This window comes from Mesorhizobium sp. B2-3-15 (assembly GCF_006442875.1).
Taxonomy (GTDB): domain Bacteria; phylum Pseudomonadota; class Alphaproteobacteria; order Rhizobiales; family Rhizobiaceae; genus Mesorhizobium; species Mesorhizobium australicum.
In genome coordinates this window covers 584968-611494 of sequence record NZ_VFVO01000002.1, presented here as the reverse complement: position 1 = coordinate 611494, position 26527 = coordinate 584968, and the positions used below count along the sequence as shown (strand labels likewise).

The following is a 26527-nucleotide window of genomic DNA, read 5'->3' as shown; positions in this document are numbered from 1 at the left end:
TATTGTTTGACCACGATGAGTGTCAAACTAAGAGCCGGTTTCGATAGCAATGAAGGAGCTTCCGCAATGAAGGATTTTGACGGCAAGGTGGCATTGGTGACAGGAACGACCGGTATCGGCCTGGCAGCCGCCAAACGCCTGGCGGCTGGGGGCGCCGCGATCGTCGCCTGCGGGATCGACAGCGCGGCCAACGCCGCCATGCAGGAAAGCCTCGCCAAGTCCGGAGCCGATGCGCTGGTGCAAACGGTTGACGTCTCCGTTTCCGAGCAGGTTCGCGACGCGGTCGTGGCCGGCGTGGCGAAATTCGGCGGCATAGACGTCATCGTCAATTCGGCGGCGGTGCATCCCTACGGAACGGCGACGACAACCGACTGGGAAACGTGGAACCGCGCTATGACGGTCAATGTCGGCTCGATCTATCTGACCGCCCATTTCGGCATCCCGGAAATGATCAAGCGTGGCGGCGGCGCCATCGTCAACGTCGCTTCGGTGCAGGGCTTCGCCTGTCAGCAGAACGTTGCCGCCTATGCCACGACCAAGGGCGCCATTCATACGCTGACGCGTTCGCTGGCACTCGACTATGCCGCGTCCGGCATAAGGGTCAATTCGGTCAGCCCGGGCTCGATCCGCACACCGATCCTCGAAAAGGCCGCGCGTGGCGACGGCGGCAGCGATGCCGACGTGGAAGAGGCCTACAGGCGCTTCGGCGCGGCCCATCCGCTCGGCCGCATCGGGGAACCGGAGGAAGTGGCGGAACTCATCGCTTTCCTGTGCTCGTCGAAGGCCGGCTTCTGCACAGGCGCCGACTACAAGATAGATGGCGGCCTCACCGCCGGCATCGGCGTGAAGTAAGACCGTGAAGATCGATCTCGAGACCTAATCGGGAGTGGTGCATTAACGCAGCCAGTTCGGAACAATCTTTTTTGGCCGAAGTTTTACCCCTTGAAGGGACGAACTCTCCGAAGGAGATTTCCTATGAAACATGTTCTCATTACCAGCATGCTGGCGATCGGGCTAGGCTGCGGGACGGCGATGGCTCAGACGCAGCAGCCCGCCGATAGCCAATCAGGAGCGGACACAAATTGCGCTTCCGGCACGACCAACTGCCAGAAGGGCTCGAAGATGAAGGAGCAGGCACAGGGCACCAAGTCCCAGACTGATCAGCAGGTTCAGGACAAGACCAAGGCCAAGACAGAGGAGCAGGCCCAGGGCAAGGCCAAGGAGAAGACGGACGAGCAGGCCCAGGGCAAGGCCGCCACCACCACGGACCAGCAGGCCCAGGGCAAGACGAAGATCCAGACGGACCAGCAGGCGCAGGGCAAGGCTGGCACCAAGACCGACCAGCAGGCCCAGGACAAAACCAAGGTCCAGACCGACCAGCAGGCACAGGGCAAGGCCGGCACCACCACGGATCAGCAGGCTCAGGACAAGACAAAGGTCCAGACCGATCAGCAGGCCCAAGGCAAGGCCTCCACGCAGGACAAGACCTCGACCGCTTCCATCAACAATGTGACGGTTGAACAGAAGACCCAGATCACTCATGTGATCAGGGAAACCAAGGTCGAGCCGGTCACGAACGTCGACTTCGACGTCTCCGTCGGCATCGAAGTTCCGCGGCACAAGGTCAGACTGCATCGCTTGCCGGCTCGCATCGTCAAGATCGTTCCGGCCTACGAGGCGTACGAGTATTTCGTTCTCGCCGACGGCCGGATCGTCATCGTCGATCCGGATACATACAAAATCGTGCTGGTGCTGACCTAGGGCAATTCCAGGGAAAATGCGTAGCGGTTTTCCGTTCGGAATTGCATAAAAACAAAGAGTTAGAGCACAGGATCGTTCAACCCGCCCCGCTGCACGCGGGTCGGGTTGAGCACTATGGCGAGATGATGCGGAACTTCCCGTGCAAACCTCTGCGCATGCTCAGGGATTGCGAGGCCGCAATGTCCTCAAGGTAATCGAGTAGCGGTGCTCGGCAAGCGGCGGGATGCTGTGCTCCCATTGCGACCGCGACGGCCCCGTCATGAGATAGGCCGATCTCGGCTCGACAGTGATGGTCCGACGCTCCCATTTAGACCCATTCTTGCGCCGAAGGCGAAAATCGCAGGGCGCCAGCAGCGAAACGCCCGCGACATCCTGGAAATGCGGCTTGTCGCGGTGCCAGCCGATACCGGCGCCGGGCCGGTACTCGTTGATCAAGACCTGCGCGAAGGTTTCGGCCGGCCGGCGCGCAAAAGCCGCGACCTTTTCGCGCAAGGGCAGCAGAAAATCAGGTATCGGCGGTGCCTCGACCACCTCGCGCCGGTCATAATCGTAGCGAAGGCCAAAACCGACGACACGCCGGTTTGCCAGATGGCCATGGAAGTCGAAGGCCTTGAAGGGCAGTGCCTCTAGATGATGGACGAGTTCGATTTCGTCCTGTGGCGTGATCAGTCCGGTCTGGTAGGCGAAACCCTCCGGCAGATCATCCTGAGCGGCACCGAAGAGATCGTGCTGGGCCACACGGCCGGCTGTTTTCGGTTTGAGCGGCGACATTTTGCCTAGATGGTGAAGGCCGGACCACAAGGCAATATGGGAACCGCGCTTGCCCGCCCTGGATACGTCCCAAAACCGGCGCAACGGAACCGCGGGAGGAGCGTGAAAGTTTAGCAACGGCGGTTCCGTCGGGGGCCGCCGGACGCGTTCTAGCCTTGGAGTGCCGGATGCCGCGCGTTGAAACCGGGGCCTGCTTTTGCGGGGCGATCGCCGCCACCATGGACGGTGAGCCTTTCTGGATATGCTACGATCACGATGACGATTGCCGACGGGCCATCGGCAGTCCACTCACCGTCTGGGTCGGGTATCGGCCGAGCCAATTCAATCTTTTGAGGGGGGCGCCAAAGGCCTTTTCCAAGACGCCGGGTGTTATCCGCACTTTCTGTCCCGACTGCGGGAGTTCGATAGGCTATAGCGACGAAGGGCTGCCGGACGAGCTTTATCTGACGATCGGATTCTTCGACAAACCCGAAGGGCTGCGGCCACAGGCCCATGCCTATTGGGACCTCAGGCTGCCTTGGGTCGACTTTGCCGACAAGCTGCCGCGCATCGATCGATATTCGAGGAAACGCGATGCGAAGTTCGGCAACCCAAGCGACAGGTAGCAATGTCGGATGGCGGCACGGAACCGCACCACCCCTGGCGGGTTATTTGGCTGAGCCGTCAGGTGCCAGCATGCCATCGACCGTCATTCGAAACACGCAATACGATCCCGCGACCAGGATCCTCTCGGTCTGGTTCGTGCCGCACGGCAACCGCTATGACTATGAGGACGTCGCCCCGGCTACCTATGCGGCGTTCATGCGCGCTCCTTCGAAAGGCCGCTTCTTCAATAAATTCATCAAGGACCACTACAGGTACCGGCGCGTGGCGTGATGCCCGGCCCGTCACGCCTTCCTGTTCTCGTCGGCGCTCAACTCATCCGGCGCCGGTTCCCAACCAAAGACACTGCGGCCGCCAAGCAGATGCGACTGGTCGAATTCGCCGGCGACAATTTCCTTGAGGCTGGGACCCGTGACGTATCGCTCGACCTGCCGCGACTGATGGTCGAGCCGCCTCAGGGCGCCGATTTCCTCTTCGCGACCGAGCCTGGCCTTTTGCACGGCGGACTTCAGCACGCCGATCGTCTCGTCATAGACCTTGAGCGGTACAGGGAAAGGATGCCTGTCCTTGCCGCCATGCGCCAGCGAAAAACGACCCGGGTCCGAAAATCGGCAAGGCGCGCCATGCACCACTTCGGCAACGAGAGCGAGTGCCCTCACCGTGCGGGCGCCTACGCCCGGAACCAGGAGAAGCTCGGCAAAATCGGCTGGACCTCGCTCGGCGGCGGCGGCCATGTTGCCATGAAGGCGATGCATCACGACGTCGCTTTCGCGGACGTCGTGATGAGCCGGCATGATCAAATGCGGCAGCAGGGGCTGTACCGGAGCCGGTGCCGTACCGGGCTCCAGCGCGGCGAACTCCCGAAGGATGCGGTCCGGCCCAAGATCCTGGAGGAGATCAAGCTGTCCCTGGCGCGAGGCTTCGGCGCGGCGGTCGGTCAGGTTGACGATCTCGCCCTGGTTGGCGCCTTCGATGGCAGCATGCGGCTGGTCGACAAAGCTATTCAAACCTTCGGACAGCCAATGGTAGCGGCGCGCCACCTTGCTGTCGCCGTTCATGCCTTGCTGCACCACCACCCAGTCGCCGTCGTCGGTGACGATGAAGCCATGCAGATAGAGGTCGAACCCGTCCTGAACGGCGGCGCTGTCCACCTTGGCGACAAGCCGGCTGGCGGTCGCAAGGCGGGCTCCGTCGAAGCCGATGCGCTCACCAATGGCGGCAAGCTCGTGGGGGGGTTTGCGCGAATGCGCTCCACGGCCGCCGCAGACGTGGATACCGAGTTCGCCCGACAGCGGCGTGAGGCCGCGTTTCAAGGCGCCGACGACGCTGGTGGTGACGCCGGACGAATGCCAATCCATGCCCATGACCGCGCCGAAGGACTGGAACCAGAACGGATGCGCCAGACGCCGCAGCAATTCGTTGCGGCCATAGTGATGGATGATCGCCTCGCACATGACGGCACCGAGACGGGTCATGCGGTCGCCCAGCCATTTCGGCACGCGTCCACCGTGAAGGGGAAGATCAGCACTGCCCGATCGTTGCGCCACGTTTGCCTGCTCCAATGTCCGCGATTGGGACAGATAAGCACTACAGACCCCGCAGGGAAGGCTGACGCTACACTGGCGTCAAGTCCAGTTCGAGAGAACCGTTTCCATCTCGACTGTCTCGACCTGCTGCGCGAAGCGCTGGTGATAGACGGTAAGCAGCGCGTCATGCGTTGCGTCGGAAGAGCTGCACAATGCGTCGGTGACGAGCACCACGCGATAGCCGAAATCGATGGCGCCGAGCACGGTGGCTAGGACGCATACATCGGTTTCGCCTCCCGTGACGACCAGCGTGTCGATCTCGCGTTCCATCAGAAAGGCCCTGAGGCGCCCTTCGAACCAGGGGGAATAGATGTGCTTGTCGATGACTGCCGCCGGCGGACAGTAAGCGGCGAGCGCCGGCAACAGTTCGATCATCTCCGGCCCGATATTGTCGATCGCCATCGAGGCCCAGCGCTCATAATAGCGTTTCCATGTACCAGCGCCTTGCCCCGGCCTTTGCGCAGGCAGGAAGCGCGTGAAGACCGTCTGTTCCGCACGCCTTTCGACCAGCCTCTCAATTTGAGGCAGGACACGGGTTATCCAGGGCGTCGCCCAAGGTGACGGTTCGGCAAACAGCTTCTGCATATCCACACAGACATGCATGCACCGGTCGCCCAATGGGCCATAAGCCAAGCCTGGCATCGACATCAACGCATCTCCGACCGGCGGTGCGTTCTCATGACTTCCGGCACTGCCATCCGGATACGCAACGCCGCATGCGGGAACTCGTTCCTGAGCCGCCGGCAGGAACCGACGCGGGTGGCCAGCGTCTCCGCCGCGGTGAACGGAGGCGCTCGCATAAAACTGTCGGAGCTGTGGGGCGGTCCTCTTTTAAGGCTGTGCCGAGAGCGGCACCGCGGCTCGCCGGACCTTCCCGCTATCTCACCACACGCTTCTCGAGCTTGCGGGCCAGAGTGCGCCGGTGCAGGCCAAGCCGGCGCGCCGTCTCGGAGATGTTGAAGCCGGTTTCGACCAGGGTTTCGTGGATGCGCTCCCACTCCAGGTTCTTGATCGAGGTGGGCCGGCTGGAAAGCGGTACGGAAACGTCGCCCTCGGCACGGCCGAAGGCGGCTTCGATGTCATCGGTATTGGCGGGTTTGGCCAGGTAATGGCTGGCGCCGAGCTTGATCGCCTCGACCGCTGTGGCGATGCTGGCAAACCCTGTCAGCACGACGATCCTGATCGACGCATCGCGGGCGCTGAGCAGCTTGACGCACTCCAGCCCGGAACCTCCGGCTCCAAGCTTGAGATCGACCACGGCATAAGCCGGAACGGCTTTTTCGAGGGCGTCGAGCAAGGCTTCCCTGTCGTGGCAGACCATGACGTCGTACTCGCGCTTTTCGAAGGAGCGCTTCAGCGTCTTGGCAAAGGTCGCGTCGTCCTCGACGATAAAGAGGGATCGATCAGGCCTCATGATCATCTCCATCGGTCAGCGCCGCGAGCGGCAGCGAAAGCGTAACACAGGCGCCCTGCTCCATGTTGCGCGCGGAAAAATCACCTCCCAGTTTCCGGACCACGTTCACGACAAGGAAAAGACCAAGACCGCCCCCTGGCCGTCCCTTGCTCGACATATAGGGCTGGCCAAGCGCCGCCAGAATAGTCTCGTCGAAACCCGGCCCACGATCGCTTACGGCAATCACCAGTTTGTCGCCCTGCCGCTCGGCGGTGACGCCGACCCAAGCCTGCGACGCTTCCTGGGCGTTGTCGAACACGTTGAAGATGACCTGCTTCAACGCCGTGTCGGACACGATCTGCTCGTCCGGGTCGAAATCGTTCGTGTATTCCAGCTTGAATGGCTGGCGACTGATGCGCCATTCCTCGACTAGATCGTCGAGGAAACCGCGAATGGTGGTGCGTATCGTTCCCTCGCCCCTGGCCTGGCCGGAAGACATCAGAATGCCGGACACGATGCGCTTGCAGCGCTCGATCTGCGCCCGCATTTCGGCCATGTCGGCCGCCAGTTCGCGGTTGCGTGCAAGGGTGCGCATCTGGCGCCAGTCGGACAGGATGACGGATATCGTGGCAAGCGGCGTACCCAGTTCGTGCGCGGCGCCGGAGGCCAGCAGGCCCATGCGCACGATGTGGTCCTCCTCGGCCGAGCGCTGGCGCAGGTCGGCGAGATAGGCATCACGTTCGCGCAGGTTGCGGTCGATGCGCGTCATGAAGATCACGATCAGGCCGGCGGCCAGCACGAAGCAGATGAACATGCCCCTGATATGCAGGGACAGGAGATCGCTGCCGCCATGATGCGGGATGGCGATCGGCTGGAAAAGGAAGATGAGGAAGACGAAGCAGGCCGACGCGGCCGCCACCAGGATCCAGGTAAACCTTGGGGTCAGCAGTGCCGCGCCGAGCGTGATCTGCAGAAGGTAGAGCGATACGAACGGATTGGACGCGCCGCCGCTCAGGTAAAGCTGCGTCGTCAGTGCCGCCATGTCGAAGATGAGCGCGACGAAGAGCTGGATGTTGGTGATCGGCCTGATACCGCGCAGGACCAGCAAGCTGAAGATGTTGAGGCCAACCAGGAAAAGCACCACGCCGGCCATCTTCGCCAGCGGCAGCGGGATCTCGAACCAGTATTGCGTCGCCAGAATGGTGAGCACCTGACCCGCCACCGCCAGCCAACGCAGTTGTATGAGCAGGAACAGGTTCTTCCTGTTCGTTGCTTCGGGATTTGGTACCGCGCCATTGTTGGCGGCAAGGGACGCCGTCACCAGCGATTTGTCGCGGCGGAGCGCTTGCGTGGGAACGCTCATCTTGCTGGTCCTTGCCGCTGGGGGCGGCCGGTCATCGGCTTGGCCAGGGCGAGGGCAAGCATCGCAGCGAGCGTGAACCAGGTCAAAGCATAGATGAGGTGGCTGTTGCGGAAAGTCAGGACGGTCAGCCCGCCGTGTGGCCAGCCGTCGATGCCGGATGCCTCAGCATCGACAAAATAGGGTGCGACATCCGTCAGGCCGCGCGCGGTTGCGATGGCAGCGACATCCCGCGAATACCAGCGATTGCCCGTGGTGTCATTCTTGCGCAGGAAGCCACCGCCTGGCTCGCTCATGCGCAACAGTCCATCGATGATGGCCGGCGCGGTTGAGCCGCCGCTCTCTTGTCCGAACTCGGCCTTGCGCTCCGGGGGAATGAAGCCGCGATTGACCAGCACGACGAAGCCACTGTCGGTCCGCATCGGCGTCAGCACCCAATAGCCGCCGCCAAGCTCCGTCACCGCCTGGACCAGCGTGTTGGCGCCGCCCAGGAAGCGTCCGGCCAATCGCACATGGCTGTATTCGTAGCGGGCCGCGGTGATGCCGTTCCAGCTCTCCGGGCCAGGCGCTTCGAAAGCCGGGGCATGAATGCGTTGGTCGACACGCGCGATCAGGTCGAGCTTCCAGGCCCGCCTCTCCAGCTGCCATATGCCGAGCCCGACAAACACCAGCACGCCGAGGAGCCCGAGCAGCACAAGGACAAGGCGCGATGCGGACGACCGGCCGGCGCCCTCTTGCGACGCGGGCCGCGGACCGATGCCCGTCGCCTCGGTGTTGGTTCTCCCAGAGCCCGCAACCGGGCTCATGGCATCTCGCGCATGTCGTGCAGCCCCGGCATCATGTTGGCGTTGAGATGATACATCACCCAGAGCGAGCCGGTCAGTACGATCACGACCAGGATCAGCGTGAAGATCAGCGCCAGCATCGACCATCCGCCTTCCGAGGTGGTGTTCATATGCAGGAAGAAGACCATGTGGACGACGATCTGCGCGACCGCGAAGGCCATGATGACGATGGCCATCGCCTGCTTGTCGTCGATGGCGCCGCTCATGACCAGCCAGAACGGGATGGCGGTCAGGATCACCGACAGGATGAAGCCGGTCAGATAGCTCCGGAACGATCCGTGTGCTGCTCCTCCATGGGCATGGCCGTGACCCTCGGCATGATCATGAGCGCTCATCGCAACATTCCCATCAGATAGACGAAGGTGAAGACGCCGATCCAGACGACGTCAAGGAAATGCCAGAACATCGAGAGGCACATCAGCCGGCGGCGGTTCGCCTCGACGAGGCCAAATCGTGCGACCTGGGTCATCAGCGTCACCAGCCAGACGATGCCGAAGGTGACATGCAGGCCGTGCGTACCGACCAGGGTGAAGAAAGACGACAGGAAGGCGCTGCGCTGCGGTGTCGCGCCTTCATGGATCATGTGCGAGAATTCATAGAGCTCGATCGACAGGAACGCCAGGCCGAACAGGCCGGTGACGGCGAGCCAGGCTTGCGTCGCCCCCACGCGACCCCTGTCCATGGTCAGCATGGCGAAGCCATAGGTGATCGACGAGAAGAGCAGCATGGCGGTGTTGACCGCCACCAGATCGAGGTCGAACAGGTCCTTGGGTGCCGGCCCGGCCGCGTAGTTGCCGCCAAGCACGCCATAGGCGGCGAACAGCATCGCGAAGATCAGGCAGTCGCTCATGAGATAGAGCCAGAAGCCGAGCATGGTGGAGCCGCCTTCGGCGTGCGCATGCTCCTCTTCCAGGTGAAACACCGGTTCGGTGCCGGCTGTGATTGCTGTCGATGCCATGCTCAAACCCCAGCCCCGAGGAGCGTCGTCCTCGCCTCTTCCGTCCGAGTGACTTCGGCTGCCGGAATGTGGAAGTCGCGGTGATAGTTGAAGGTGTGGCCGATCGCGGTGGCGATGAGGCAAACGAAGCTCAGCGCCGCCAGCCACCAGATGTACCAGATCAGGGCGAAGCCGAGCGCGACGCTGAAGGCGGCCAGGATGACACCGGTGCCGGTATTGCTGGGCATGTGGATCGGCTTGAAGCCGGCGAGCGGCCTGACGTAGCCGGCCTGCTTCATGTCAAACCAGGCATCGTTGTCGCGAATGACAGGTGTGAAGGCGAAATTGTAGGCAGGTGGCGGCGAGGAGGTCGACCATTCGAGCGTGCGGCCGTCCCATGGATCGCCGGTCGGATCGGCAAGCGCCTCGCGCCTGCGGATGGAGACGAAGATCTGGATCAGGAAGGCGGCGATGCCGCAGGCGATCAGCACCGCGCCGAAGGCGGCGATGACGAACCATATCTGCAGGGAGGGATCATCGAACACGCGCATGCGGCGTGTCACGCCCATCAGGCCGAGCACGTAGAGCGGCATGAAGGCGAACCAGAAGCCGACCACCCAGCACCAGAACGAGACCTTGCCCCAGAACGGGTCGAGCTTGAATCCGAAGGCCTTGGGCCACCAGTAGGCAATGCCGGCGAACAGCCCGAACAGCACGCCGCCGATGATGACGTTATGGAAGTGCGCGATCAGGAACAGGCTGTTGTGCAGCACGAAATCCGCCGGCGGCACGGCAAGCAGCACGCCGGTCATGCCGCCGACGGTGAAGGTGAGCATGAAGGCCACCGTCCACATCATCGGCAGTTCGAAGCGGATGCGGCCCCGGTACATTGTGAACAGCCAGTTGAAGATCTTCGCTCCCGTCGGGATCGAGATGATCATCGTCGTAATGCCGAAGAAGGAATTGACGCTGGCCCCGGAGCCCATGGTGAAGAAGTGGTGCAGCCAGACGAGATAGGACAGGATGGTGATGACCACCGTGGCGTAGACCATCGACGTGTAGCCGAACAGGCGCTTGCCGGAGAAGGTCGAGGTGACTTCGGAAAAGACGCCGAACAGCGGCAGGATGAGGATGTAGACTTCCGGGTGACCCCATATCCAGATGAGGTTGACATACATCATCGGATTGCCGCCGAAGTCATTGGTGAAGAAGTTGGTGCCGACATAGCGGTCGAGCGCCAGCAGCGAGAGCACCGCCGTCAGCACCGGGAAGGAGGCGACGATCAGCACGTTGGTGCAGAGCGACGTCCAGGTGAAGACGGGCATGCGCATCATCGTCATGCCGGGCGCGCGCATCTTGATGATGGTGCAGATCAGGTTGATGCCCGACAGCGTCGTGCCGACACCCGCCACCTGCAGCGCCCAGATATAATAATCGACGCCGACGTCGGGACTGTAGCCGATGCCGGAAAGCGGCGGATAGGCGAGCCAGCCGGTGCGGGCGAATTCGCCGACGAACAGCGACGCCATGACGAGGATGGCGCCGCCGACCGTCATCCAGAAGGAGAAATTGTTGAGGAAGGGGAATGAGACGTCGCGGGCGCCGATCTGCAGCGGCACGACGAAATTCATCAACCCGGTGACGAAGGGCATCGCCACGAAGAAGATCATGATGACGCCATGGGCGGTGAAGATCTGGTCGTAGTGATGTGAGTTCAGGTAGCCCTCGGAGCCATTGAAGGCGATGGCCTGCTGGAGGCGCATCATGATGGCGTCCGAGAAGCCGCGCAGCAGCATGACCAGCCCCAGCACCATGTACATGATGCCGATCTTCTTGTGGTCGACGCTGGTGAACCATTCACGCCACAGGTAGCCCCACAGCTTGAAATAGGTGATGACGCCGAGAAGCGCGATGCCGCCGAGCGCCACCGCGGCGAAGGTGGCGACAACGATCGGCTCATGCAGCGGCAGCGAGTCCCAGGTGAGGCGGCCGAAAATGAATTTGGTCAGCGTATAGGGCATCGCAAGTCTCTCACAATTCGCGCCGCAGCAGGCCGAGGGCCGGCGTATCGGCCGCCGCGCTGCGGCTGTCTGTCCGGGGCCGGAGCAGTCCCGCCCCGCGCAGCGGGGACAGGTTCTTCGCCGGCCAATAGGTCGGCCGGGCATCGCGCGACGCGCGCGAGACGGCAGCGGCCTCCTCCGCCGTGCAGATGCTGGCGACATAGGAGGGATCGTTTCCGAACACCGCGCCGCGCCGCGCGAGCTTGTCATATTGCAGCGGCAAGGTGTTGCGCACGCCCGCAAGGCCGAGACCGCCCTTGGCGTCGATCGACATCATCTCGTCCATGCACATCTTGCCGCGCTCGACGCACAGATTGAGGATGGCACCATAGAGGTCGGGATCGACGGAGGCGTAGTGGCGGACGGGTTCGTTCTCGCTCGGCTTTTCGAGTTCGAGATAACTGTCGCGGTTGAGAGCCGCGGATGCGGTCCTGGCCTGTGCCACCCACTGGCTGAAGGCATCATCGGATAGGCCGTGGAAGGCAAAGCGCATGCCCGAAAAGCCGGCGCCGCTATAATTGGCGGAGAAACCGCTATAGGTGCCCGGCCGGTTGATGACGGCGTGCAGCTTCGTCTCCATGCCCGGCATGGCATAGATCTGCCCGGCGAGGGCTGGAATGTAGAAGGAATTCATCACCGCCGAGGAGGTGATGCGGAAGTCGATCGGCTGGTTGACCGGCGCCGCCAGCTCGTTGACGGCAGCGATGCCGTAATCGGGATAGATGAACAGCCATTTCCAGTCGAGCGCCACGACCTCGACCCTCAGCGGCTTGTGCAACTGGGTGACGGGCTGGCCGGGTTCGATCCTGTCGATCCGGCGGTACGGGTCGAGCAAATGCGTGCCGAGCCAGGTCAGCGCGCCAAGGCATATAATGATGAGAAGCGGTGCTGCCCAGATCACCAGTTCGAGTTTCGTCGAATGATCCCAATCCGGCGCATAGGTCGCCGAGGCATTGGAGTGCCGGTAGCGCCAGGCGAAAAAGACAGTCAGCGCCATGACCGGAACGATGATGATCAGCATCAGCAAGGTCGAGACCACCAGCAGGTCGCGCTGCTGGGCCGCGACATCGCCTGCCGGCGCGAGCACGACCATATCGCAGCCGCTCAACAGCCCGGTCAGGGGAAACAGAAGCAAGGCCCCAAATCGTCTCATCAGATGCTGCCCTCGATGGACCGCCGCACGCGGAGGGATGTTGCGGTGCGGTATCAACAAAGGGCTACTGCCGGCGGCGGCGCGCTGACATTGGACAATTTGTCCAATGCCCAGCCGGGGTGGGTCTGGCACAGTGTGCCGCGCACAATGGAATCCCTGTGATTGGGTCCCAGATATTTCATTCCACGCGGTGGCGACGGACAAGATGGCTCAGACTTCGACTGCCGAAACAAACAGCGGGCTGATCGGCTCGGACCACGGCCAGGTCAGCGCGGGCGATATCGCGGTCGGCGTGATCGTGGGCAGGACGTCGGAATTCTTCGACTTCTTCGTCTATGCGATCGCGTCCGTCATCGTGTTCCCAAAGCTGGTGTTTCCGACGCACGATCCGCTCGTCGGAACGCTCTACTCCTTCGCCATCTTCGCACTGGCCTTCATCGCCCGTCCGTTCGGCTCCGTTCTGTTCATGGCCGTCGATCGCGCCTATGGCCGGGGGGCGAAATTGACGATCGCGCTGTTCCTGCTCGGCACCTCGACCGTCGCCATCGCGTTCCTTCCGGCCTATAGCGATATCGGCGCGCTTGCGATCTGGCTTCTGGCGCTGGCCCGCATCGGGCAAGGCGTGGCGCTCGGCGGAACCTGGGACGGACTTCCCTCGCTGCTGGCGCTGAACGCGCCTCGGAACCGGCGTGGCTTCTACGCCATGATCCCGCAACTCGGCGCGCCGATCGGCCTCATCGTGGCGAGTTCCCTCTTCGCTTTCTTCGTCGCCAACCTGTCGGCCGACGACTTCCTTGCCTGGGGCTGGCGCTATCCTTTCTTCGTCGCCTTCGCCATCAATGTCGTGGCCTTGTTTGCCAGGCTGCGCATTGTGGTGACGCCCGAATTTTCAAGATTGTACGAGAGCGGCGACCTGCAGCCGACGCGCATCAGGGATACGGTCAGGGCCGAAGGCCGCAATGTCGTCATCGGCGCCTTCGCGCCGCTGGCGAGTTTCGCCCTGTTCCACATGGTGACGGTGTTTCCGCTCTCCTGGGTGTTCCTGTTCACCAGTGAGGGGCCGGCGCGCTTCCTGACGATCGAGGCGGTGAGCGCGCTGTTCGGCATCGCGGCCATCGTCGCGTCGGGGCCACTGGCCGATCGTGTCGGACGCCGTGCGCTGCTCGGCGGTTCGGCGATCGCCATCGCGACGTTCAGCGGCTTTGCCCCGCAGCTCCTGGATGGCGGCACCGTCGGGGAGGCCCTGTTCATGGTGTTGGGCTTCATCCTGCTGGGGCTGAGTTTCGGGCAATCGTCGGGCGTCGTCGCATCGAGCTTTTCGCGGCACTATCGCTATACCGGCTCGGCAATAACCTCAGATCTTGCATGGATGTTCGGCGCCGGCTTCGCGCCGCTCGCAGCCCTGCTTTTGGCCGGCAATTTCGGCCTCATCGCGGCGGGCGCCTACCTGCTCTCGGGCGCGGCCTGCACCTTGCTTGCCTTGTGGATCGACGGGCGGCGTTCGGTCGCGGACCGTCCGACCGACTGAACTCTATAAATGGCGGGAAGGGTCAGCGAGCGTCGCCGGAGCCGCTGCCCTCCCGGTCAGCGGAACATCGAGCCGCCATCCACGTCGAGCGCGGCGCCGTAGACGAAGCTCGCGGCGTCGGAGCAGAGGAACAGGATCGCTGCGCGGCAAGGTAAGGCTCGCCGAATACACCGGCGCCGTCACGCTCCTCCATGTCGAGCTGGACAGTGGTCAGACCTGCCTCGTCATCCACAATCAAGGACCGGCCACAATCAAGGACCGGCGCCCGAAACCGGCGCCGAGGTCGGCCTGCGGGCCGAACCCGGGCATCTGCACTTCTTCGACCAGGAAGGGCGGGCGATCTGGTCTGCCGCGCTCCGGCGTTCTATTCCGCAGCCAGTGCGGCGACTTCCCGCCGAAACGGCAATGCGTCGCCGATGTCAGGTTCGTCCAGCTCCCGGGCGAAGCGGTGGCCGGCATAGGTTGCCCAGGCGATCGGCCCCGGTGCTTCGGCGTCGCCAATGACCTTGACCGAACGGATGCCGTTGTCGGCCCACTCGTTTTCCCGCGCCTTGAGCTCGCGCCAAACGGCGTCCTCCTGATTGCGTGACGTGACCAGGACGACGGCATCGGCCGCCAGATCCTGTTTAGCGCCGGTGTAGACGCAGGCCGTCACGACGCCACCTGAAGCGACACTCGTGACGGTCCTGTTGAGGACGATATCGACGCCGAGTTCAGCCAGGCGGCGGTGAATGGCCCCTTGCTCCAGCGTGTTGCGGGTCCAGTCCGAGACATAAGCCGATGGCGTCACCAGGGTCACCTTCGTTCCCCGAAGCGCCATCAGCTCGGCGAGAACGCCGCCCATGTAATAGTGGTCGTCGTCGAACAGCACGACCTTGCCGGCCGGAACCTTGCCGGCCATCAGATCGTCGGGTGAGTAGACCGGCATCGCGGCGTCGATCGGCATCGGCACGACATGGGCACGCGCGACGCCGTCGCGGCGCCAGGTCGATCCGGTGGCAATGGCGACGTTCTGGAAGCCGAACGAGAGGATGTCACCGGCCGACAGCCGGCTTTCGAAATAGATGTCGACATTGGGCATCTGGCTGAGCTGATACTGCCGATAGTCGCGCACCCTGCCCCAGGCCGACAGGCCTGGAAGTTTGCTTTCGCGCGCCACGCGTCCGCCAAGCTCGGTGCCCGCTTCCGCGATGGCCACTTTATAGCCGCGCAGGCCGAGCGCACGCGCGGCCTCCAGTCCGGCAGGCCCGGCGCCGACGATCAGCACGCTGTCGCTGTCGCCTTTCGCCTGCATGCGCTCCGGATGCCAGCCTTTGCGCCATTCCTCCATGAAGGTCGGGTTCTGCGTGCAGCGCGAGATCGACATGGTCATGTCGCCGGTGATGCAGATGTTGCAGCCAATGCATTCGCGGATGTCCTCGATACGCCCCTCCTCGACCTTCCTCGGCAGGAAGGGATCGGCGATCGAAGGGCGCGCGCAGCCGATGAAGTCGAGCGTGCCCGACCTGATCATCCTGACCATCACGTCGGGCGAGGTGAAGCGGCCGACGCCGACGACCGGCTTCGAGGTCAGCTTCTTGATGCCCGACACCAGGCTTTCCTGCGCCGCCTCGTCCTTGAAGCGTGACGGACCCGAGCAATCCTCCCAAGCGCCGTGCGCGAGATCCCAAAGATCGGGCAGTTCGGCATGCATCTCGATCATGTCGCGGACTTCCGAATTGGCGAAGCCGAGTTCACCGATCATCTCGTCCAGCGACAGCCTGAGCGTCAGGCCGCACGTGTCGCCAATCGCGTCGCGCCCTTCCTCGATCAGCTCGCGCATCAGCCGCGAACGGTTTTCCAGCGAGCCGCCATATTCGTCACCGCGCTGGTTGGTGGCCGTCGATAGGAAATGCTGGATGATGCCGAAGCCATGCGCGCCATAGAGGCAGACAAGGTCGAAACCCGCCTGCTTGGCGCGTTTGAAGGCATTGCGGTGCCAGCGGCGCAGGTCGCGGATATCCTCTCTGTCCATGGCGCGCGCCTGCACCGGATCATTGGTGAAGGTGCGGATCGGCAGGGCCGACGGCCCGCGCGGCACCTCCTTGGTGTAGAGATTGGGGCCGTTGATGCCGGAATAGGCGAGCTGGATGCCAGCCAGCGCCCCGTGCTCGTGCATGGCCTCGGCCATCTTGGCCAAAGCCGGAATGTCGGCGTCATCCCATAGCCGCAGTTCGATGAAGGGCGTGATCTCGGAGGTATGGTGCATCTCCGTCTGCTCGGTGAAGATCACGCCCCAGCCGCCTTCCGACTTGATGCGGCGCATCTCTGCCGCCGCCGATGGATCGCGATAGCCACCGCCATTGCAGTGCGGAACCTGATAGAAGCGGTTCTTGGCCGTCACCGGACCTATCTTCATCGGCTCGAACAGGATGTCGTAGCGTGGGTCGCGCATGTAGCTTCCTCCCTGCCGGCTCGGCACCGCCGGTGCTGCCGAGACTACTCATAAGTTCGAGCCGGCGCGGGAAAACTACGGATTTCTTCTGTGCCGATTAGGACGCGCCTAATCGCGCGCGCCGGCGCGAATTAGTCTGCGTTGAACCGGGGCTGAGCGAAATGCGACTTCAGAGCATCGGCGGCATGATGCTAGACAGCCAGAACCCGACCGAGAGACAGAAAATGGACAGCATCAGGATTCTCGAACGGCTGATCGCATTCCCCACGGTGAGCCGCGACTCGAACCTCGACTTGATCGGCTATGCGGCCGACTTGCTCGAAGCGAGCGGCGTTGCCTGCCAGATCGTCCACGGCGCGGACAGGCACAAGGCCAACCTCTTTGCCACCATTGGCCCGGCAGGCAGACCCGGTGTCATGCTGTCCGGCCACACCGACGTCGTTCCCGTGGACGGCCAGAACTGGACGCTGCCTCCCTTCGAAATGACCGAGCGTGACGGCAAGCTTTATGGGCGCGGCGCGGCGGACATGAAGGGTTTTGTGGCCTCTGCGCTCGCCACCTGCATCAAGGCCTCCAGGATCGCGCTTCGGACGCCGTTGCATCTGGCGCTCTCCTGTGACGAGGAAGTCGGCTGCCTTGGCGTGCGCGACCTGATCGAAATGCTGCGTGCGGCGCCGCAACGCCCGCTGCTGTGCATCGTCGGGGAGCCGACCAACATGCAGGTGGCGACCGGGCACAAGGGCAAGCTTGCCGCTCGCGCCGTCTGCAGGGGACGCGAAGGCCATTCGGCGCTCGCCCCGCTGGCGCTCAATGCGATCCACCTCGGGTGCGATTTCGTGCGCGCCTTGCGTGACGAACAGGAACGGCTGGCCCGCGACGGCGCCCGCGACGGCGACTACGACATTCCCTACACGACGGTTCATGTCGGCAAGATCAACGCCGGTGTCGCGCTCAACATCGTGCCCAACCTCTGCCACGTCGATTTCGAGATCCGCAACATTGCCGCCGACGACGCCGCCAGCATTCTCGACAGGCTGCGCGCCGCCGCGGTGCGCATTGCCGAGGACGCCGCTTCGATCGCGGCAGAGGCAGCGATCGACATCGAGATCACCAACACCTATCCGGGCCTCGACACGCCGGCCGCATCGGAGGCGGTGGCTTTCGTCAAGTCGCTGACCGGTGCCAACGACACGATGAAAGTCGCGTTCGGCACGGAGGGCGGATTGTTCAGCCGCGATCTTGGCACGCCTGCAGTCGTCTGCGGGCCGGGCTCCATGGCGCAGGGACACAAGCCCGACGAATTTGTCAGCGTCGAACAGCTGCGTCGTTGCGACGCGATGCTGGACAGATTGCTGGAACGGCTCACGGACGGCTGGCCGTGAGCCGCATGGCAGGCCTCACTTCACGATGCGCTCGGTACCGAAGACGCCCTGCTCGACGACGAAGCGGCGACAGTGGTCGATGAAGGCCTGCACCGTCAGCGTGCGATGCTCGGCGTTCGGCAGGGCAATCCCTATGGTCAGCGGCCTGAGGTCGCCCAACAAAGGCACAAAGACCAGCAATTTGCCGTCCGGCGACATGGTGTTGAGCGGCCGCATATTGGCGATGCCGTAGCCGAAGCCGTTGGCGACCATCGAGCGCATCACGGCGATGTCGCCGGTACGCTCGACGATCTTGGGCCGCAGGCCCCTGGGCTGGAAAGCCGACAGGAAATATTCTCTGCTGTAGGGCAGGTCAAGCAGCACCATCGGCTCATCGACCAGTTCCTCGGGCGTGATACCTGCCTTCGCCGCCAGGCGATGCGCGGCCGGCAGCATGACATAGGCCGGCAACTGCATCAGCGGCTCGAAAGTCATGTCTTGCGACAGCTCCAGATCGTAGGTCAGCGCGGCGTCTATTTCGCCACGTTGGAGCATCTCGAACAATTGCCCCTGGTTGCGCTCGAATTGCCTGACCCGCACATCGGGATAGGCGTCCTCGAATTTCTTGCGCAGTGCCGGCAGCACGATCTGGGCGAAAGTGAGCAGGCAGCCGATCGCCAGCGGTCCGCGCACCTTTTCGGCGATATCCCCGGCAATGTCGTGCAGCGCATCCGCGTCGTTAAGCAGACGCGCTGCTTCCTTGAGGAACAGGCGCCCGCCCGCCGTCAGCGCCAGCGCGTGCGAATGCTTGCGCACGAAAAGCTGCACGCCGAACTCGGCTTCGAGCTGAGCGATCGACGCCGAGATCGATGGCGGCGAGACATTCACCTGCTCGGCCGCCTTGGCGATCGAACCCGCTTCGCCAACGGCGACGAAATATTCGAGTTGTCTCAGCGTGAAGCGAAGCGGCATGGTGGCTATGTTGCCGGTTTGCAGCCGGCGATCAAGTCGCGGCCGCTTCTCAATATTTTATCCAGGTAGTCTTCAGCGCGGTGTACTTGTCGAGCGCGTGCAGCGACAGGTCGCGCCCGAAGCCGGACTGCTTGAAACCGCCGAAGGGAGTCATCGGGCTCAGCGCGTCGACGGTGTTCACGGAAACCGTGCCGACGCGCAGCCCTTCCGCGAGACGATGCGCCCGCGACAGGCTGTCGGTCCACAGAGATGCGGCCAGGCCGTAGACGCTGTCGTTGGCGATGCGAAGCGCCTCGTCTTCGGTGTCGAAGGCGATCACCGACAGGACCGGACCGAATATCTCGTCGCGCGCAAGCGGGTCGTCGGGCGAGACGTCGTCGAAGATCGTGGGCTGCACAAAACTGCCGCGCCCGTCGACGGTAACCCGGTCGCCGCCAGTCACCAGCCGTGCCGACTTCTTGCCGCCATCGACGAAACGCATGACGGTCGCCGCGTGGCGCGCGTCCACCATCGCACCCATCCTGGATGCAGGGTCGAGCGGATCGCCGGGCTGGGTCGCCGTCGCGCGCTGCGCCAGTTTCTCGACGAGCGTATCCTTGATGCCGCGCTCCACCAGAAGCCGGGAGTTGGCCGAGCATACCTGTCCCTGGTTGAAGAAGATGCTGAAGGCGGCCATGTCGGCTGCCGCGTCCAGATCACCGCAATCGGCGAACACCAGATTGGGGCTCTTGCCACCGGTCTCCAGCCAGACCTGCTTCATGTTCGACTGGCCGGAATATTGCAGGAACATCTTGCCGACAGCGGTCGATCCGGTGAAGGCAAGGCAATCCACGTCCATATGACGGCCAAGCGCCTGGCCGGCCGTCTCGCCGAGGCCGGGCACCACATTGAGCACGCCGGCGGGCAGCCCTGCCTCCATGGCAAGCTCGGCCAGCCTGAGCGCCGAGAAAGGCGACTGCTCGGCGGGTTTGAGCACCACCGAATTGCCCGCAGCCAGCGCGGGCGCGCATTTCCAGGTCGCCATGTCGAGCGGAAAGTTCCACGGCACGACGGCGCCCACGACCCCGAGCGGCTCGCGCCGTACCAAAGCAAGGTCGCCTCGGGCCGTCGGCGCCACCTCGTCATAGACCTTGTCTATCGCTTCGCCATACCATTGGAAGATCGCCGCCGACCCCGGCACGTCGACGGTCGCTGCGTCCTTGACCAGCTTGCCCATATCAAGAGATTCCAGCAGCGCGAGCTCCTGCAGGTTCTCGCGCAGCAATTCCGCCAGCCGCAGCAGCACCCGTTTGCGATGCTGAGGGGTCGCTCTCGACCAGACGCCGGCCTCAAAACTGCGGCGCGCCGCGGCGACGGCAAGGTCGATGTCCTCTTCGCCGCAGGAAGCCACCTCAGCGAGCGTTGCTCCGGTGGCCGGATTGATGCTGGTAAATGTTCTGCCGGAACGCGCGGGCATTGCCTTGCCGTCGATGAACGCCCTGTCGCGAAAACGGATAGCCGAGGCTTTGCTGATCCAATCCTTATGACTGAGTTCGCTCATGCCGGCTCCAGATTGTCGAATTACTCATCACCGGGAACGCCGTAGCTTGGCGCACCGGACGGGTTGAGGGCGCGCGTGACATAAGCATCGAGCTGGGGCTTATAGATGTCCCACAGCATTGCCAGCTGCTCGATCGGACACCCTTCGGTCCAGTCGCAACGCAGGTCGGCGACGGGCCATGACACATCGCGTACCAGTTTCATGCCGGCGGAGCGGACAGGCCCAGCCTCGCCGCCGGCCTCGAGCGCGGCTCGCATGGTGGCGATCAGCCGGTCGCCAAGATCGCCTTCGGAGGCGAGAAAGGCGTCCACCATGGCTTGCGGAACCCTATCGCTGGCAAGCAGGTTGCCGCCGCAGGCGACGTCCTCGCCGCGTGCCTCGCTCCAGATGCCAAGCGCTTTCGGTCCCGAATGGATCGCGCTGCCGCCGGCCTTGTCGACCGCCAGGACCTGCCGGTATTCGCTGAAAGCAGCCGTGCGCTTCAGGATCGCGACGGCTTCGGCGGCGGAGGCGCCTCGCGCCATCAGCTCCAGCGCCCGTGGCCCGAGCGTCGGGTCCGTGACATTCTGGCTGGCAACGGCGCCGACGCCGGCCTGTGCATAGGCGCAGCGGGCCGCGACCGCAGGGGATGACGAGGATACCGCCACTCCGAACATGCCGGTGCGCTGGCACCGTGCGACGATGGAGAAGGTCATGGCGCTCAGTCCGGAATTACGGCCGTGCCGTCGATCTCGACCAGCCATTCCGGCCTTGCCAGGGCCGACACGACAAGGCCGGTCGAAACTGGATAGACGCCCTTGATGTATTCGCCCATCGTTCGGTAGACGGCTTCGCGATGGCGGACATCGGTGATGTAGACCACCACTTTCACCAGATGCTCCATGGTGCCGCCGCATTCCTCGATGAGCTGCTTGATATTCTGCATCACCTTGTGGGTCTGCTCGACCGGATCGTGGCTGGCGATATTCTTGGCGGTGTCGAGATCCTGCGGGCACTGCCCGCGCAGATAGATCGTCCGGCCACCCCGTGTGACGACTGCCTGGCACAGATCATTGTCGAGCTTCTGCTCGGGATAAGTGTCCTTCGTATTGAAGGTACGAATTCGGGTATGCTTCATCTTGATCTCCATCAGGTCGGGCTTGCGGCGGCGGTCAGGCGTCCACGGTCTCGCGCTTAGCGGCGGCGTGATAAGCGAGATATTTGCGCTGCGTCGAAATACGGTCGGCCACGTGCTTGGCATCGTGCCATACGCCCCAGATGAAGCTGGAACCCCTTCGCGACTGCCAGGGGAGGCCCAGGAAATAGATCCCTGGCTCGGTCGAGACGCCGCGCTGGTGCCTCGGCCGGCCCTGCTCGTCAAAGGCATCGACCTTCAGCCAGCTGTAATCGACGGCAAAGCCCGTCGCCCAGATGATCGAACTTATCCCGGCTTCGGTCAGATCGAGCTCGAGGATCGGATTGGTCACGCAGTCCGGGTCAGGACCGATCCGGCGGGCAGCGGGTTCTTCGGGAAGGTCGAGACCGTTGCGCGCGACATAGGCGTCGGCCTCGTCCAGCAATGCCATCAGATTGGCATCACCGCGGGCAATGTTTTTGGCAAGATCGGGCGCGAAGGTCATGGCACCGTCCTGGTACACCCTCGTCATGCCAACGAGCGTAAGCCCCTGCGCCGCCAGACGGCGAAAATCGATCGTTTCTCCGCCCCGCGCACCGCTCACCGCGATCGTGACATGCTCCGTGCCGGGTCCCGGAGTTTCGAGGTCCCATTTGCCGAGAACGCCCAGCCACCAGCAGAAGTCGCGGCCGCGATAGGCGCGCGGCGGGCGGTCGTGCGCGCCGACCGAGAGATAGACGCGTTTGCCAGCACGCTGGAGTTCGTCCGCAATCTGGACGCCCGAGGATCCCGCGCCGACCACCAGCACCGCCCCTTTCGGCAACTGCGCCGGGTTGCGGTAGGCGCTGGAGTGGATTTGCAGGATGGCGGCATCGGCAGGAACGACCGACGGGATGACCGGGACCTGGAAAGGCCCGGTCGCCGCGACAACGCTGTTGGCCTCGATCACGCCATCGGACGTCTCGACACGGAATCCGGGCCGCCCGATGTTTCTTTGCACAAGCCTGACCTCGACGCCGCAGTGGACCGGCGCATTGATCTGCTTTGCGTAGGCGACAAAATAGTCGGCGACCTCTTCCTTGGAGGGAAAGCCATCGGGACCTGTCATAGGAAATTCCATGCCCGGGAAGCGATCGTGCCAGGCCGGGCCATTGGCAACCAGGGAGTCCCACCGCTGCGAGCGCCAGCGCTCGGCGATGCGGCCGCGTTCGAGAACGAGATGCGGCACCCCGCATTTGCTCAGGTGCTCGCTCATGGCCACCCCAGCCTGGCCGCCACCAACGACAAGCGTGTCTATCGTCTCAACCGACATGCCCAGTCCTTTTCTGACCATCCGACAGCTCCCGCCGCACGCGATGAAACCGATTTCCGGCGGCCGGCAAACGCAGCCCCGGAGATCCATTTCGCCGTGTTCCGGACAGGCCGTGCGCCATCCGGTCGCCTCCCCATTGGCGCTCACAAGTAGCAGCACGTGCCGGTGGGCGCCCATAACGAATCTCCGAAGTCACGCGTAACCATTTCCGAATTTCTCGTGCCGATGGACGCACCTACAGTTTCAGCGGCCGGATCCGCAGCGCATGAGCTGGCGGCGAAGCTGGGCATGTGTCGGCACGGAAATGTTGCGGAACAGGATGCAGCCTCGCAGCGGCCCGTTCGGCAACGCCGGCATTCTCGAGGGGCTGGCATGAAGACTGAGAGCTATGACTACATTGTCGTCGGCGCGGGTTCGGCCGGATGCGTGGTGGCCAATCGGCTGAGCACCGATCCGGCGGTCAGGGTGTGCCTGGTAGAGGCAGGCGGCAGCGACAACAGCCCGCGGGTAAGGATTCCGGCGGGCATTCTGTCGCTCTATGGCAACCCGAACTACGACTATTGTTTCGTCGGCGTGCCGCAGCCCCGTCTCAACAACCGCCGCATTCCGGTCAACCGGGGCAAGGCGCTGGGCGGATCGAGTTCGATCAACTCGATGGTCTATATTCGCGGTGCCGCGCAGGACTATGACGAGTGGGCCGGGCTCGGCTGCACCGGCTGGGCTTACAGCGACGTGCTGCCGGTGTTCAGGAAGCTGGAGCGCAACCTGATCGCCCAGGACCCACGCTATCACGGCACGGACGGCGAGCTCATGGTCGACAATCCGCGCGATCCGAACGTGCTTTCCAGCATGTTCGTCAAGGCCGGGGAAAATGTCGGCCTGCCCGCCAACGAAGACTTCAATGCCGAGAGCCAGTTCGGCCTCGGCATCTACAACGTCACCCAGAACCGGGGCCAGCGCTTCAGCAGCTTTACCGCCTTCATGCGTCCGGTGCTCCAGCGCGGGAACCTGACGCTGCTCAGTGCATGCGAGGTAGTCGACCTTGTCGTCGCCGAAAGGCGTGCCACCGGCCTGCGGGTGCGCCACGACGGCGAGCAAAAAATACTCGCGGCTGGCCGCGAGATCGTGCTCTGTGCCGGGGCCATCAACTCGCCCAAGATCCTGATGGCATCCGGCATCGGTCCCGCGGACGAGCTGCGGCAGATCGGCATCACGCCGATTCTCGATCTGCCAGGTGTCGGCAAGAACCTGCAGGACCATGTCGACGGCATGATCACCGTGCGCTCCAGGAGCACCAGGACGCTCGGCCTGTCGTTTGCCAACCTGCCCCGCATCGCGGCAGCGCCTTTCCAGTATTTCGCTCGCCGAAAGGGAATCCTCACGACCAACTATGTCGAGGCCGGCGGCTTTGCGAAGACTCGGCATGCGAACGGCCTGCCCGACATTCAGTTCCACTTCGTGCCGGGCTATCGCAGCCATCGCGGCAGGCTCATCGAATATGGCCACGGCTACGCCGTTCACACCTGCGTTCTCAGGCCTAAAAGCCTTGGCGAGATCAAATTGTCACGGGACAGTTCTCGCCGTGACGTTCTCATCGACCACCGCTTCTTCGCGGACGAGGACGACGCCATGGTGCTTGTCGAAGGCATCAAGATCGCGCGCAGGATCCTGGCCGCATCCGAGTTCGATGCGGTGCGTGGCAAGGAAATGCTTCCGGGCAAGGATGTCAGCAGCGACGACGAGATCCTGGCCTATCTGCGCGCCGAAGCTCTGACCGTCTACCACCCCGTCGGGACCTGCAAGATGGGGACGGACGCTATGGCGGTCGCTGATCCGGCGACGCTGAAAGTGCGAGGTATGGACGGGCTCCGGGTCGCCGATGCGTCTGTCATGCCGAAGCTGATCGGCGGCAACACGAACGCGCCAAGCATGATGATCGGACAGAAGTGCTCGGAGATGATCCTGGGCTCGGCGTATCGCGGCGAAAGGTAACGATCCGCTCCGCCTTTCAACATCGTAGGCAGTTCAGCGTTGGCAACGCCGACCTGCCGACGACCCTTTGTGTTTCCTCGAGATTGCTCTCAATGATCCTCATCGATCTCGTCGTGCAAGAGGCCGAGGATGCGGCGCTTGAGGGCGATGAACTCGGGTTCGAGGATCACATCCATCGAACGCGGCCTTGGGATGTCGACCTTGATCTCGGCCTTGATCTTGCCGGGCCGGGCCGTCATCACCAAGACGCGATCGCCCAGGACCAGCGCCTCGTCTATATCGTGAGTAACGAACAGCACCGTCTTTTGCTGCCGCTCCCAGACGCGCAAAAGCAGTTTCTGCATGGTGCCGCGCGTCTGGCTGTCGAGGGCGCCGAACGGCTCATCCATCAACAGAACGGCCGGATCGTTGGCAAGGGCGCGCGCGATCGCCACGCGCTGCTTCATGCCGCCGGAAAGCTGGGCGGGGTAGTGGTCGGCAAACGGCGCGAGGCCGACTTCGTCGAGATACTGGTCGACGATCTGCTTGCGCCGCCCCGCCGGCAGGCCTTTGCGCTTGGGTCCATACTCGATGTTGGCGCGCACGGTGAGCCAAGGAAACAAGGTGTAGCTCTGGAACACCATGCCTCTGTCTGGACCCGGTTCGATCACTTCCCTGCCATCGACCTTGATGCTGCCTGAAGTCGCGTCGTTGAGGCCGGCCGCAAGGTAGAGCAGGCTCGATTTGCCGCATCCCGAGGGGCCGACGATGACGCAGAATTCGTTCTTGGCCACCTTCAGCGACACATCGTCCAGCGCCAGCACGCCGTTGGCGTCGCCGTAACGCAATGTCACGTCCTCAACGGCCATCGTCGTGCCGGTCGAGCGCGGATCGCCGGTCGTCGCGGCCGTGCCGGCCAGATCGTTCGCCTTTATGGTCTCGCTCATTGCTACCCTTGATCCGACTGCGGTTTGCGAGCTTGCGTTCAAAATCAGGATGCCCATGGCGCGACCCTGGCCCGGATGATGCGGAACGCCGTGTCGGTGATAAGGCCCAGAAGCCCGATCGCGGCGATTGCCATGAAGATCACATCGACCTGGAAGCCTCGCATCGCCTTCAGGCTGATATAGCCGAGGCCGCTCGACGCGGCGACGAGTTCGGCCACGACCAGATAGGTCCAGGCCCAGCCCATGGTGACGCGAAGCGTGTCGAGGATGGCTGGAAGCGCGGCAGGGAAAATGACGTGCCACACCGCTTCGCTGCGCTTGGTGCCCAAAGTGTAGGAGGCGTTGACCAGGTCCCTGGAGACGCTGCGCGCACAGTCCGAAATCATCACGAGCTGCTGGAAGAAGGTGCCGAAGAAGATGACCGCTATGCGCTGTTCGATACCGATGCCGATCCAAAGGATGAACAGGGGCACGAAGGAGGTCACAGGGAGGTAGCGGATGAAGTTGACCAAGGGCTCCAGCGGCGCCTGCACCACCCGATAGGTCCCCATCCACAGCCCCAGCGGCACCGAGATCAGCGAGGAGACGATGAAGCCCAGGATCACCACCTTGGCGCTGGTGAAAGTGTGGTAAAAAAGGCTGCCGTCCTGGGACATGCGATAGGTCGTCTGCAGCACGGTTCCGGGCGTCGGCAGGAACATGTTCGGCACGACGCGGCCATAGGACAGCAGCGCCCAGCCGCCGATCACGACCACCCACATCGCCAGCGCGAGTGTCGTTGCCGTGCTGGCGGGAATGTTGGCGAATGGGGTCGTCAGGCGTGTCCACGCCGTCCGCCTCTGTGCCATGGCATGGCCTCCGTTGATTTTCTGAAGCGAG

Annotated in this window: 25 protein-coding genes and 1 pseudogene; 7 read left to right on the top strand and 19 right to left on the bottom strand. The window is 63.3% G+C overall.

All coding sequences use genetic code 11. The annotated features are described in order from the left end of the window. Positions 1-66: 66 nt before the first annotated feature. Both FJ954_RS06865 and FJ954_RS06860 read left to right on the top strand, forming a co-directional pair. Entirely contained in the window at positions 67-852 is a 786-nt protein-coding gene (locus tag FJ954_RS06865) for an SDR family oxidoreductase (RefSeq protein WP_140614593.1), read from the top strand. Between the two features lie 123 nt (positions 853-975). Continuing rightward, a complete protein-coding gene (locus tag FJ954_RS06860) occupies positions 976-1761 on the top strand; it encodes a DUF1236 domain-containing protein (protein WP_140660851.1) in 786 nt (261 codons plus the stop codon). A 159-nt stretch (positions 1762-1920) separates the two neighbouring features. Here FJ954_RS06860 and FJ954_RS06855 read toward each other — a convergent pair whose 3' ends face one another. Next, complete coding sequence (locus FJ954_RS06855) at positions 1921-2532, bottom strand: alpha-ketoglutarate-dependent dioxygenase AlkB (RefSeq protein WP_140660850.1); 612 nt, start codon at positions 2530-2532, stop codon at positions 1921-1923. A gap of 167 nt (positions 2533-2699) precedes the next feature. On the opposite strand from FJ954_RS06855, the gene FJ954_RS06850 reads away from it, so the two are divergent. Both FJ954_RS06850 and FJ954_RS06845 read left to right on the top strand, forming a co-directional pair. Beyond that, positions 2700-3137 (top strand): GFA family protein, encoded by a 438-nt coding sequence (locus tag FJ954_RS06850; RefSeq protein WP_015316473.1) that lies wholly within the window; start codon positions 2700-2702, stop codon positions 3135-3137. A 70-nt stretch (positions 3138-3207) separates the two neighbouring features. Continuing rightward, positions 3208-3408, top strand: coding sequence for a KTSC domain-containing protein (locus FJ954_RS06845; protein ID WP_140660849.1), 201 nt, complete (start codon positions 3208-3210; stop codon positions 3406-3408). A gap of 11 nt (positions 3409-3419) precedes the next feature. Here FJ954_RS06845 and FJ954_RS06840 read toward each other — a convergent pair whose 3' ends face one another. The 9 genes from FJ954_RS06840 to cyoA form a co-directional block, all read right to left on the bottom strand. Next, a complete protein-coding gene (locus tag FJ954_RS06840; RefSeq protein WP_140660848.1) occupies positions 3420-4682 on the bottom strand; it encodes a DUF763 domain-containing protein in 1263 nt (420 codons plus the stop codon). Positions 4683-4760: 78 nt separating this feature from the next. Beyond that, positions 4761-5369, bottom strand: coding sequence for an isochorismatase family cysteine hydrolase (locus tag FJ954_RS06835; RefSeq protein WP_015316470.1), 609 nt, complete (start codon positions 5367-5369; stop codon positions 4761-4763). A gap of 229 nt (positions 5370-5598) precedes the next feature. Continuing rightward, positions 5599-6135, bottom strand: a complete 537-nt coding sequence (locus FJ954_RS06830) for a response regulator transcription factor (RefSeq protein ID WP_181166251.1) — start codon at positions 6133-6135, stop codon at positions 5599-5601. Continuing rightward, a complete protein-coding gene (locus FJ954_RS06825) occupies positions 6125-7477 on the bottom strand; it encodes an ATP-binding protein (protein ID WP_140660846.1) in 1353 nt (450 codons plus the stop codon). Before FJ954_RS06825 ends, FJ954_RS06830 begins: the two co-directional genes overlap by 11 nt. After that, the gene (locus FJ954_RS06820) at positions 7474-8280 is read right to left on the bottom strand and encodes an SURF1 family protein (RefSeq protein WP_140660845.1); all 807 of its coding nucleotides are present in this window, start codon (positions 8278-8280) and stop codon (positions 7474-7476) included. The genes FJ954_RS06825 and FJ954_RS06820 overlap by 4 nt, the downstream gene beginning before the upstream one ends. Continuing rightward, entirely contained in the window at positions 8277-8654 is a 378-nt protein-coding gene (gene cyoD, locus FJ954_RS06815; protein WP_140614600.1) for a cytochrome o ubiquinol oxidase subunit IV, read from the bottom strand. Before cyoD ends, FJ954_RS06820 begins: the two co-directional genes overlap by 4 nt. After that, positions 8651-9283: a cytochrome o ubiquinol oxidase subunit III gene (cyoC, locus tag FJ954_RS06810; RefSeq protein WP_210243306.1), complete on the bottom strand. Its 633-nt coding sequence runs from the start codon at positions 9281-9283 to the stop codon at positions 8651-8653. Before cyoC ends, cyoD begins: the two co-directional genes overlap by 4 nt. Beyond that, positions 9280-11277 carry a cytochrome o ubiquinol oxidase subunit I gene (cyoB, locus tag FJ954_RS06805; RefSeq protein WP_140660843.1) on the bottom strand — a complete coding sequence of 666 codons (1998 nt, stop codon included), beginning with the start codon at positions 11275-11277 and terminating at the stop codon, positions 9280-9282. Before cyoB ends, cyoC begins: the two co-directional genes overlap by 4 nt. A gap of 10 nt (positions 11278-11287) precedes the next feature. Further along, positions 11288-12469: a ubiquinol oxidase subunit II gene (gene cyoA, locus FJ954_RS06800; RefSeq protein WP_140660842.1), complete on the bottom strand. Its 1182-nt coding sequence runs from the start codon at positions 12467-12469 to the stop codon at positions 11288-11290. A 205-nt stretch (positions 12470-12674) separates the two neighbouring features. On the opposite strand from cyoA, the gene FJ954_RS06795 reads away from it, so the two are divergent. After that, positions 12675-13997, top strand: coding sequence for an MFS transporter (locus tag FJ954_RS06795; RefSeq protein ID WP_140660841.1), 1323 nt, complete (start codon positions 12675-12677; stop codon positions 13995-13997). A 56-nt stretch (positions 13998-14053) separates the two neighbouring features. Here FJ954_RS06795 and FJ954_RS32335 read toward each other — a convergent pair. Together FJ954_RS32335 and FJ954_RS06785 are read right to left on the bottom strand one after the other, a co-directional pair. Further along, positions 14054-14140: pseudogene (locus FJ954_RS32335) on the bottom strand (SDR family NAD(P)-dependent oxidoreductase); the annotation flags it as partial. Positions 14141-14361: 221 nt separating this feature from the next. Further along, positions 14362-16431, bottom strand: a complete 2070-nt coding sequence (locus tag FJ954_RS06785) for an FAD-dependent oxidoreductase (protein ID WP_140660840.1) — start codon at positions 16429-16431, stop codon at positions 14362-14364. Between the two features lie 224 nt (positions 16432-16655). Here FJ954_RS06785 and argE point away from each other — a divergent pair, with 224 nt between their 5' ends. Continuing rightward, entirely contained in the window at positions 16656-17813 is a 1158-nt protein-coding gene (gene argE, locus FJ954_RS06780; RefSeq protein ID WP_140660906.1) for an acetylornithine deacetylase, read from the top strand. 15 nt (positions 17814-17828) lie between these two features. On the opposite strand, the gene FJ954_RS06775 is transcribed toward argE, so the two are convergent. From FJ954_RS06775 to FJ954_RS06755, 5 genes are read right to left on the bottom strand one after another with little or no spacing between them, the layout of a single operon-like run. Beyond that, positions 17829-18764 carry a LysR family transcriptional regulator gene (locus FJ954_RS06775; RefSeq protein WP_015316459.1) on the bottom strand — a complete coding sequence of 312 codons (936 nt, stop codon included), beginning with the start codon at positions 18762-18764 and terminating at the stop codon, positions 17829-17831. Positions 18765-18813: 49 nt separating this feature from the next. Then, positions 18814-20304 carry an aldehyde dehydrogenase gene (locus FJ954_RS06770; protein ID WP_015316458.1) on the bottom strand — a complete coding sequence of 497 codons (1491 nt, stop codon included), beginning with the start codon at positions 20302-20304 and terminating at the stop codon, positions 18814-18816. Positions 20305-20324: 20 nt separating this feature from the next. Continuing rightward, on the bottom strand, positions 20325-20999 hold the full coding sequence (locus FJ954_RS06765; protein ID WP_140660839.1) for a DUF1028 domain-containing protein: 675 nt from the start codon (positions 20997-20999) through the stop codon (positions 20325-20327). A 5-nt stretch (positions 21000-21004) separates the two neighbouring features. Next, positions 21005-21421 (bottom strand): RidA family protein, encoded by a 417-nt coding sequence (locus FJ954_RS06760; protein WP_015316456.1) that lies wholly within the window; start codon positions 21419-21421, stop codon positions 21005-21007. A gap of 34 nt (positions 21422-21455) precedes the next feature. Next, the gene (locus tag FJ954_RS06755) at positions 21456-22730 is read right to left on the bottom strand and encodes an NAD(P)/FAD-dependent oxidoreductase (RefSeq protein ID WP_140660905.1); all 1275 of its coding nucleotides are present in this window, start codon (positions 22728-22730) and stop codon (positions 21456-21458) included. Between the two features lie 372 nt (positions 22731-23102). On the opposite strand from FJ954_RS06755, the gene FJ954_RS06750 reads away from it, so the two are divergent. Beyond that, positions 23103-24722 (top strand): GMC family oxidoreductase N-terminal domain-containing protein, encoded by a 1620-nt coding sequence (locus tag FJ954_RS06750; RefSeq protein WP_140660838.1) that lies wholly within the window; start codon positions 23103-23105, stop codon positions 24720-24722. Between the two features lie 89 nt (positions 24723-24811). Here the strand turns inward: FJ954_RS06750 and FJ954_RS06745 are convergent, their stop codons facing one another. Both FJ954_RS06745 and FJ954_RS06740 read right to left on the bottom strand, forming a co-directional pair. Next, positions 24812-25570, bottom strand: a complete 759-nt coding sequence (locus tag FJ954_RS06745; protein WP_167331150.1) for an ABC transporter ATP-binding protein — start codon at positions 25568-25570, stop codon at positions 24812-24814. Between the two features lie 122 nt (positions 25571-25692). Next, positions 25693-26496: an ABC transporter permease gene (locus FJ954_RS06740; RefSeq protein WP_140660837.1), complete on the bottom strand. Its 804-nt coding sequence runs from the start codon at positions 26494-26496 to the stop codon at positions 25693-25695. Between the last annotated feature and the right edge of the window lie 31 nt (positions 26497-26527).

Excerpts from the sequence above, each read along its gene's own strand:
- FJ954_RS06865 (WP_140614593.1), top strand. The coding sequence starts at position 67 with ATGAAGGATTTTGACGGCAAGGTGGCATTGGTGACAGGAACGACCGGT.
- FJ954_RS06860 (WP_140660851.1), top strand. The coding sequence starts at position 976 with ATGAAACATGTTCTCATTACCAGCATGCTGGCGATCGGGCTAGGCTGC.
- FJ954_RS06855 (WP_140660850.1), bottom strand. The coding sequence starts at position 2,532 with ATGTCGCCGCTCAAACCGAAAACAGCCGGCCGTGTGGCCCAGCACGAT.
- FJ954_RS06850 (WP_015316473.1), top strand. The coding sequence starts at position 2,700 with ATGCCGCGCGTTGAAACCGGGGCCTGCTTTTGCGGGGCGATCGCCGCC.
- FJ954_RS06845 (WP_140660849.1), top strand. The coding sequence starts at position 3,208 with ATGCCATCGACCGTCATTCGAAACACGCAATACGATCCCGCGACCAGG.
- FJ954_RS06835 (WP_015316470.1), bottom strand. The coding sequence starts at position 5,369 with ATGTCGATGCCAGGCTTGGCTTATGGCCCATTGGGCGACCGGTGCATG.
- FJ954_RS06830 (WP_181166251.1), bottom strand. The coding sequence starts at position 6,135 with ATGAGGCCTGATCGATCCCTCTTTATCGTCGAGGACGACGCGACCTTT.
- FJ954_RS06825 (WP_140660846.1), bottom strand. The coding sequence starts at position 7,477 with ATGAGCGTTCCCACGCAAGCGCTCCGCCGCGACAAATCGCTGGTGACG.
- FJ954_RS06820 (WP_140660845.1), bottom strand. The coding sequence starts at position 8,280 with ATGAGCCCGGTTGCGGGCTCTGGGAGAACCAACACCGAGGCGACGGGC.
- cyoD (WP_140614600.1), bottom strand. The coding sequence starts at position 8,654 with ATGAGCGCTCATGATCATGCCGAGGGTCACGGCCATGCCCATGGAGGA.
- cyoB (WP_140660843.1), bottom strand. The coding sequence starts at position 11,277 with ATGCCCTATACGCTGACCAAATTCATTTTCGGCCGCCTCACCTGGGAC.
- cyoA (WP_140660842.1), bottom strand. The coding sequence starts at position 12,469 with ATGAGACGATTTGGGGCCTTGCTTCTGTTTCCCCTGACCGGGCTGTTG.
- FJ954_RS06795 (WP_140660841.1), top strand. The coding sequence starts at position 12,675 with ATGGCTCAGACTTCGACTGCCGAAACAAACAGCGGGCTGATCGGCTCG.
- FJ954_RS06785 (WP_140660840.1), bottom strand. The coding sequence starts at position 16,431 with ATGCGCGACCCACGCTACGACATCCTGTTCGAGCCGATGAAGATAGGT.
- argE (WP_140660906.1), top strand. The coding sequence starts at position 16,656 with ATGGACAGCATCAGGATTCTCGAACGGCTGATCGCATTCCCCACGGTG.
- FJ954_RS06775 (WP_015316459.1), bottom strand. The coding sequence starts at position 18,764 with ATGCCGCTTCGCTTCACGCTGAGACAACTCGAATATTTCGTCGCCGTT.
- FJ954_RS06770 (WP_015316458.1), bottom strand. The coding sequence starts at position 20,304 with ATGAGCGAACTCAGTCATAAGGATTGGATCAGCAAAGCCTCGGCTATC.
- FJ954_RS06765 (WP_140660839.1), bottom strand. The coding sequence starts at position 20,999 with ATGACCTTCTCCATCGTCGCACGGTGCCAGCGCACCGGCATGTTCGGA.
- FJ954_RS06760 (WP_015316456.1), bottom strand. The coding sequence starts at position 21,421 with ATGAAGCATACCCGAATTCGTACCTTCAATACGAAGGACACTTATCCC.
- FJ954_RS06755 (WP_140660905.1), bottom strand. The coding sequence starts at position 22,730 with ATGTCGGTTGAGACGATAGACACGCTTGTCGTTGGTGGCGGCCAGGCT.
- FJ954_RS06750 (WP_140660838.1), top strand. The coding sequence starts at position 23,103 with ATGAAGACTGAGAGCTATGACTACATTGTCGTCGGCGCGGGTTCGGCC.
- FJ954_RS06745 (WP_167331150.1), bottom strand. The coding sequence starts at position 25,570 with ATGGCCGTTGAGGACGTGACATTGCGTTACGGCGACGCCAACGGCGTG.
- FJ954_RS06740 (WP_140660837.1), bottom strand. The coding sequence starts at position 26,496 with ATGGCACAGAGGCGGACGGCGTGGACACGCCTGACGACCCCATTCGCC.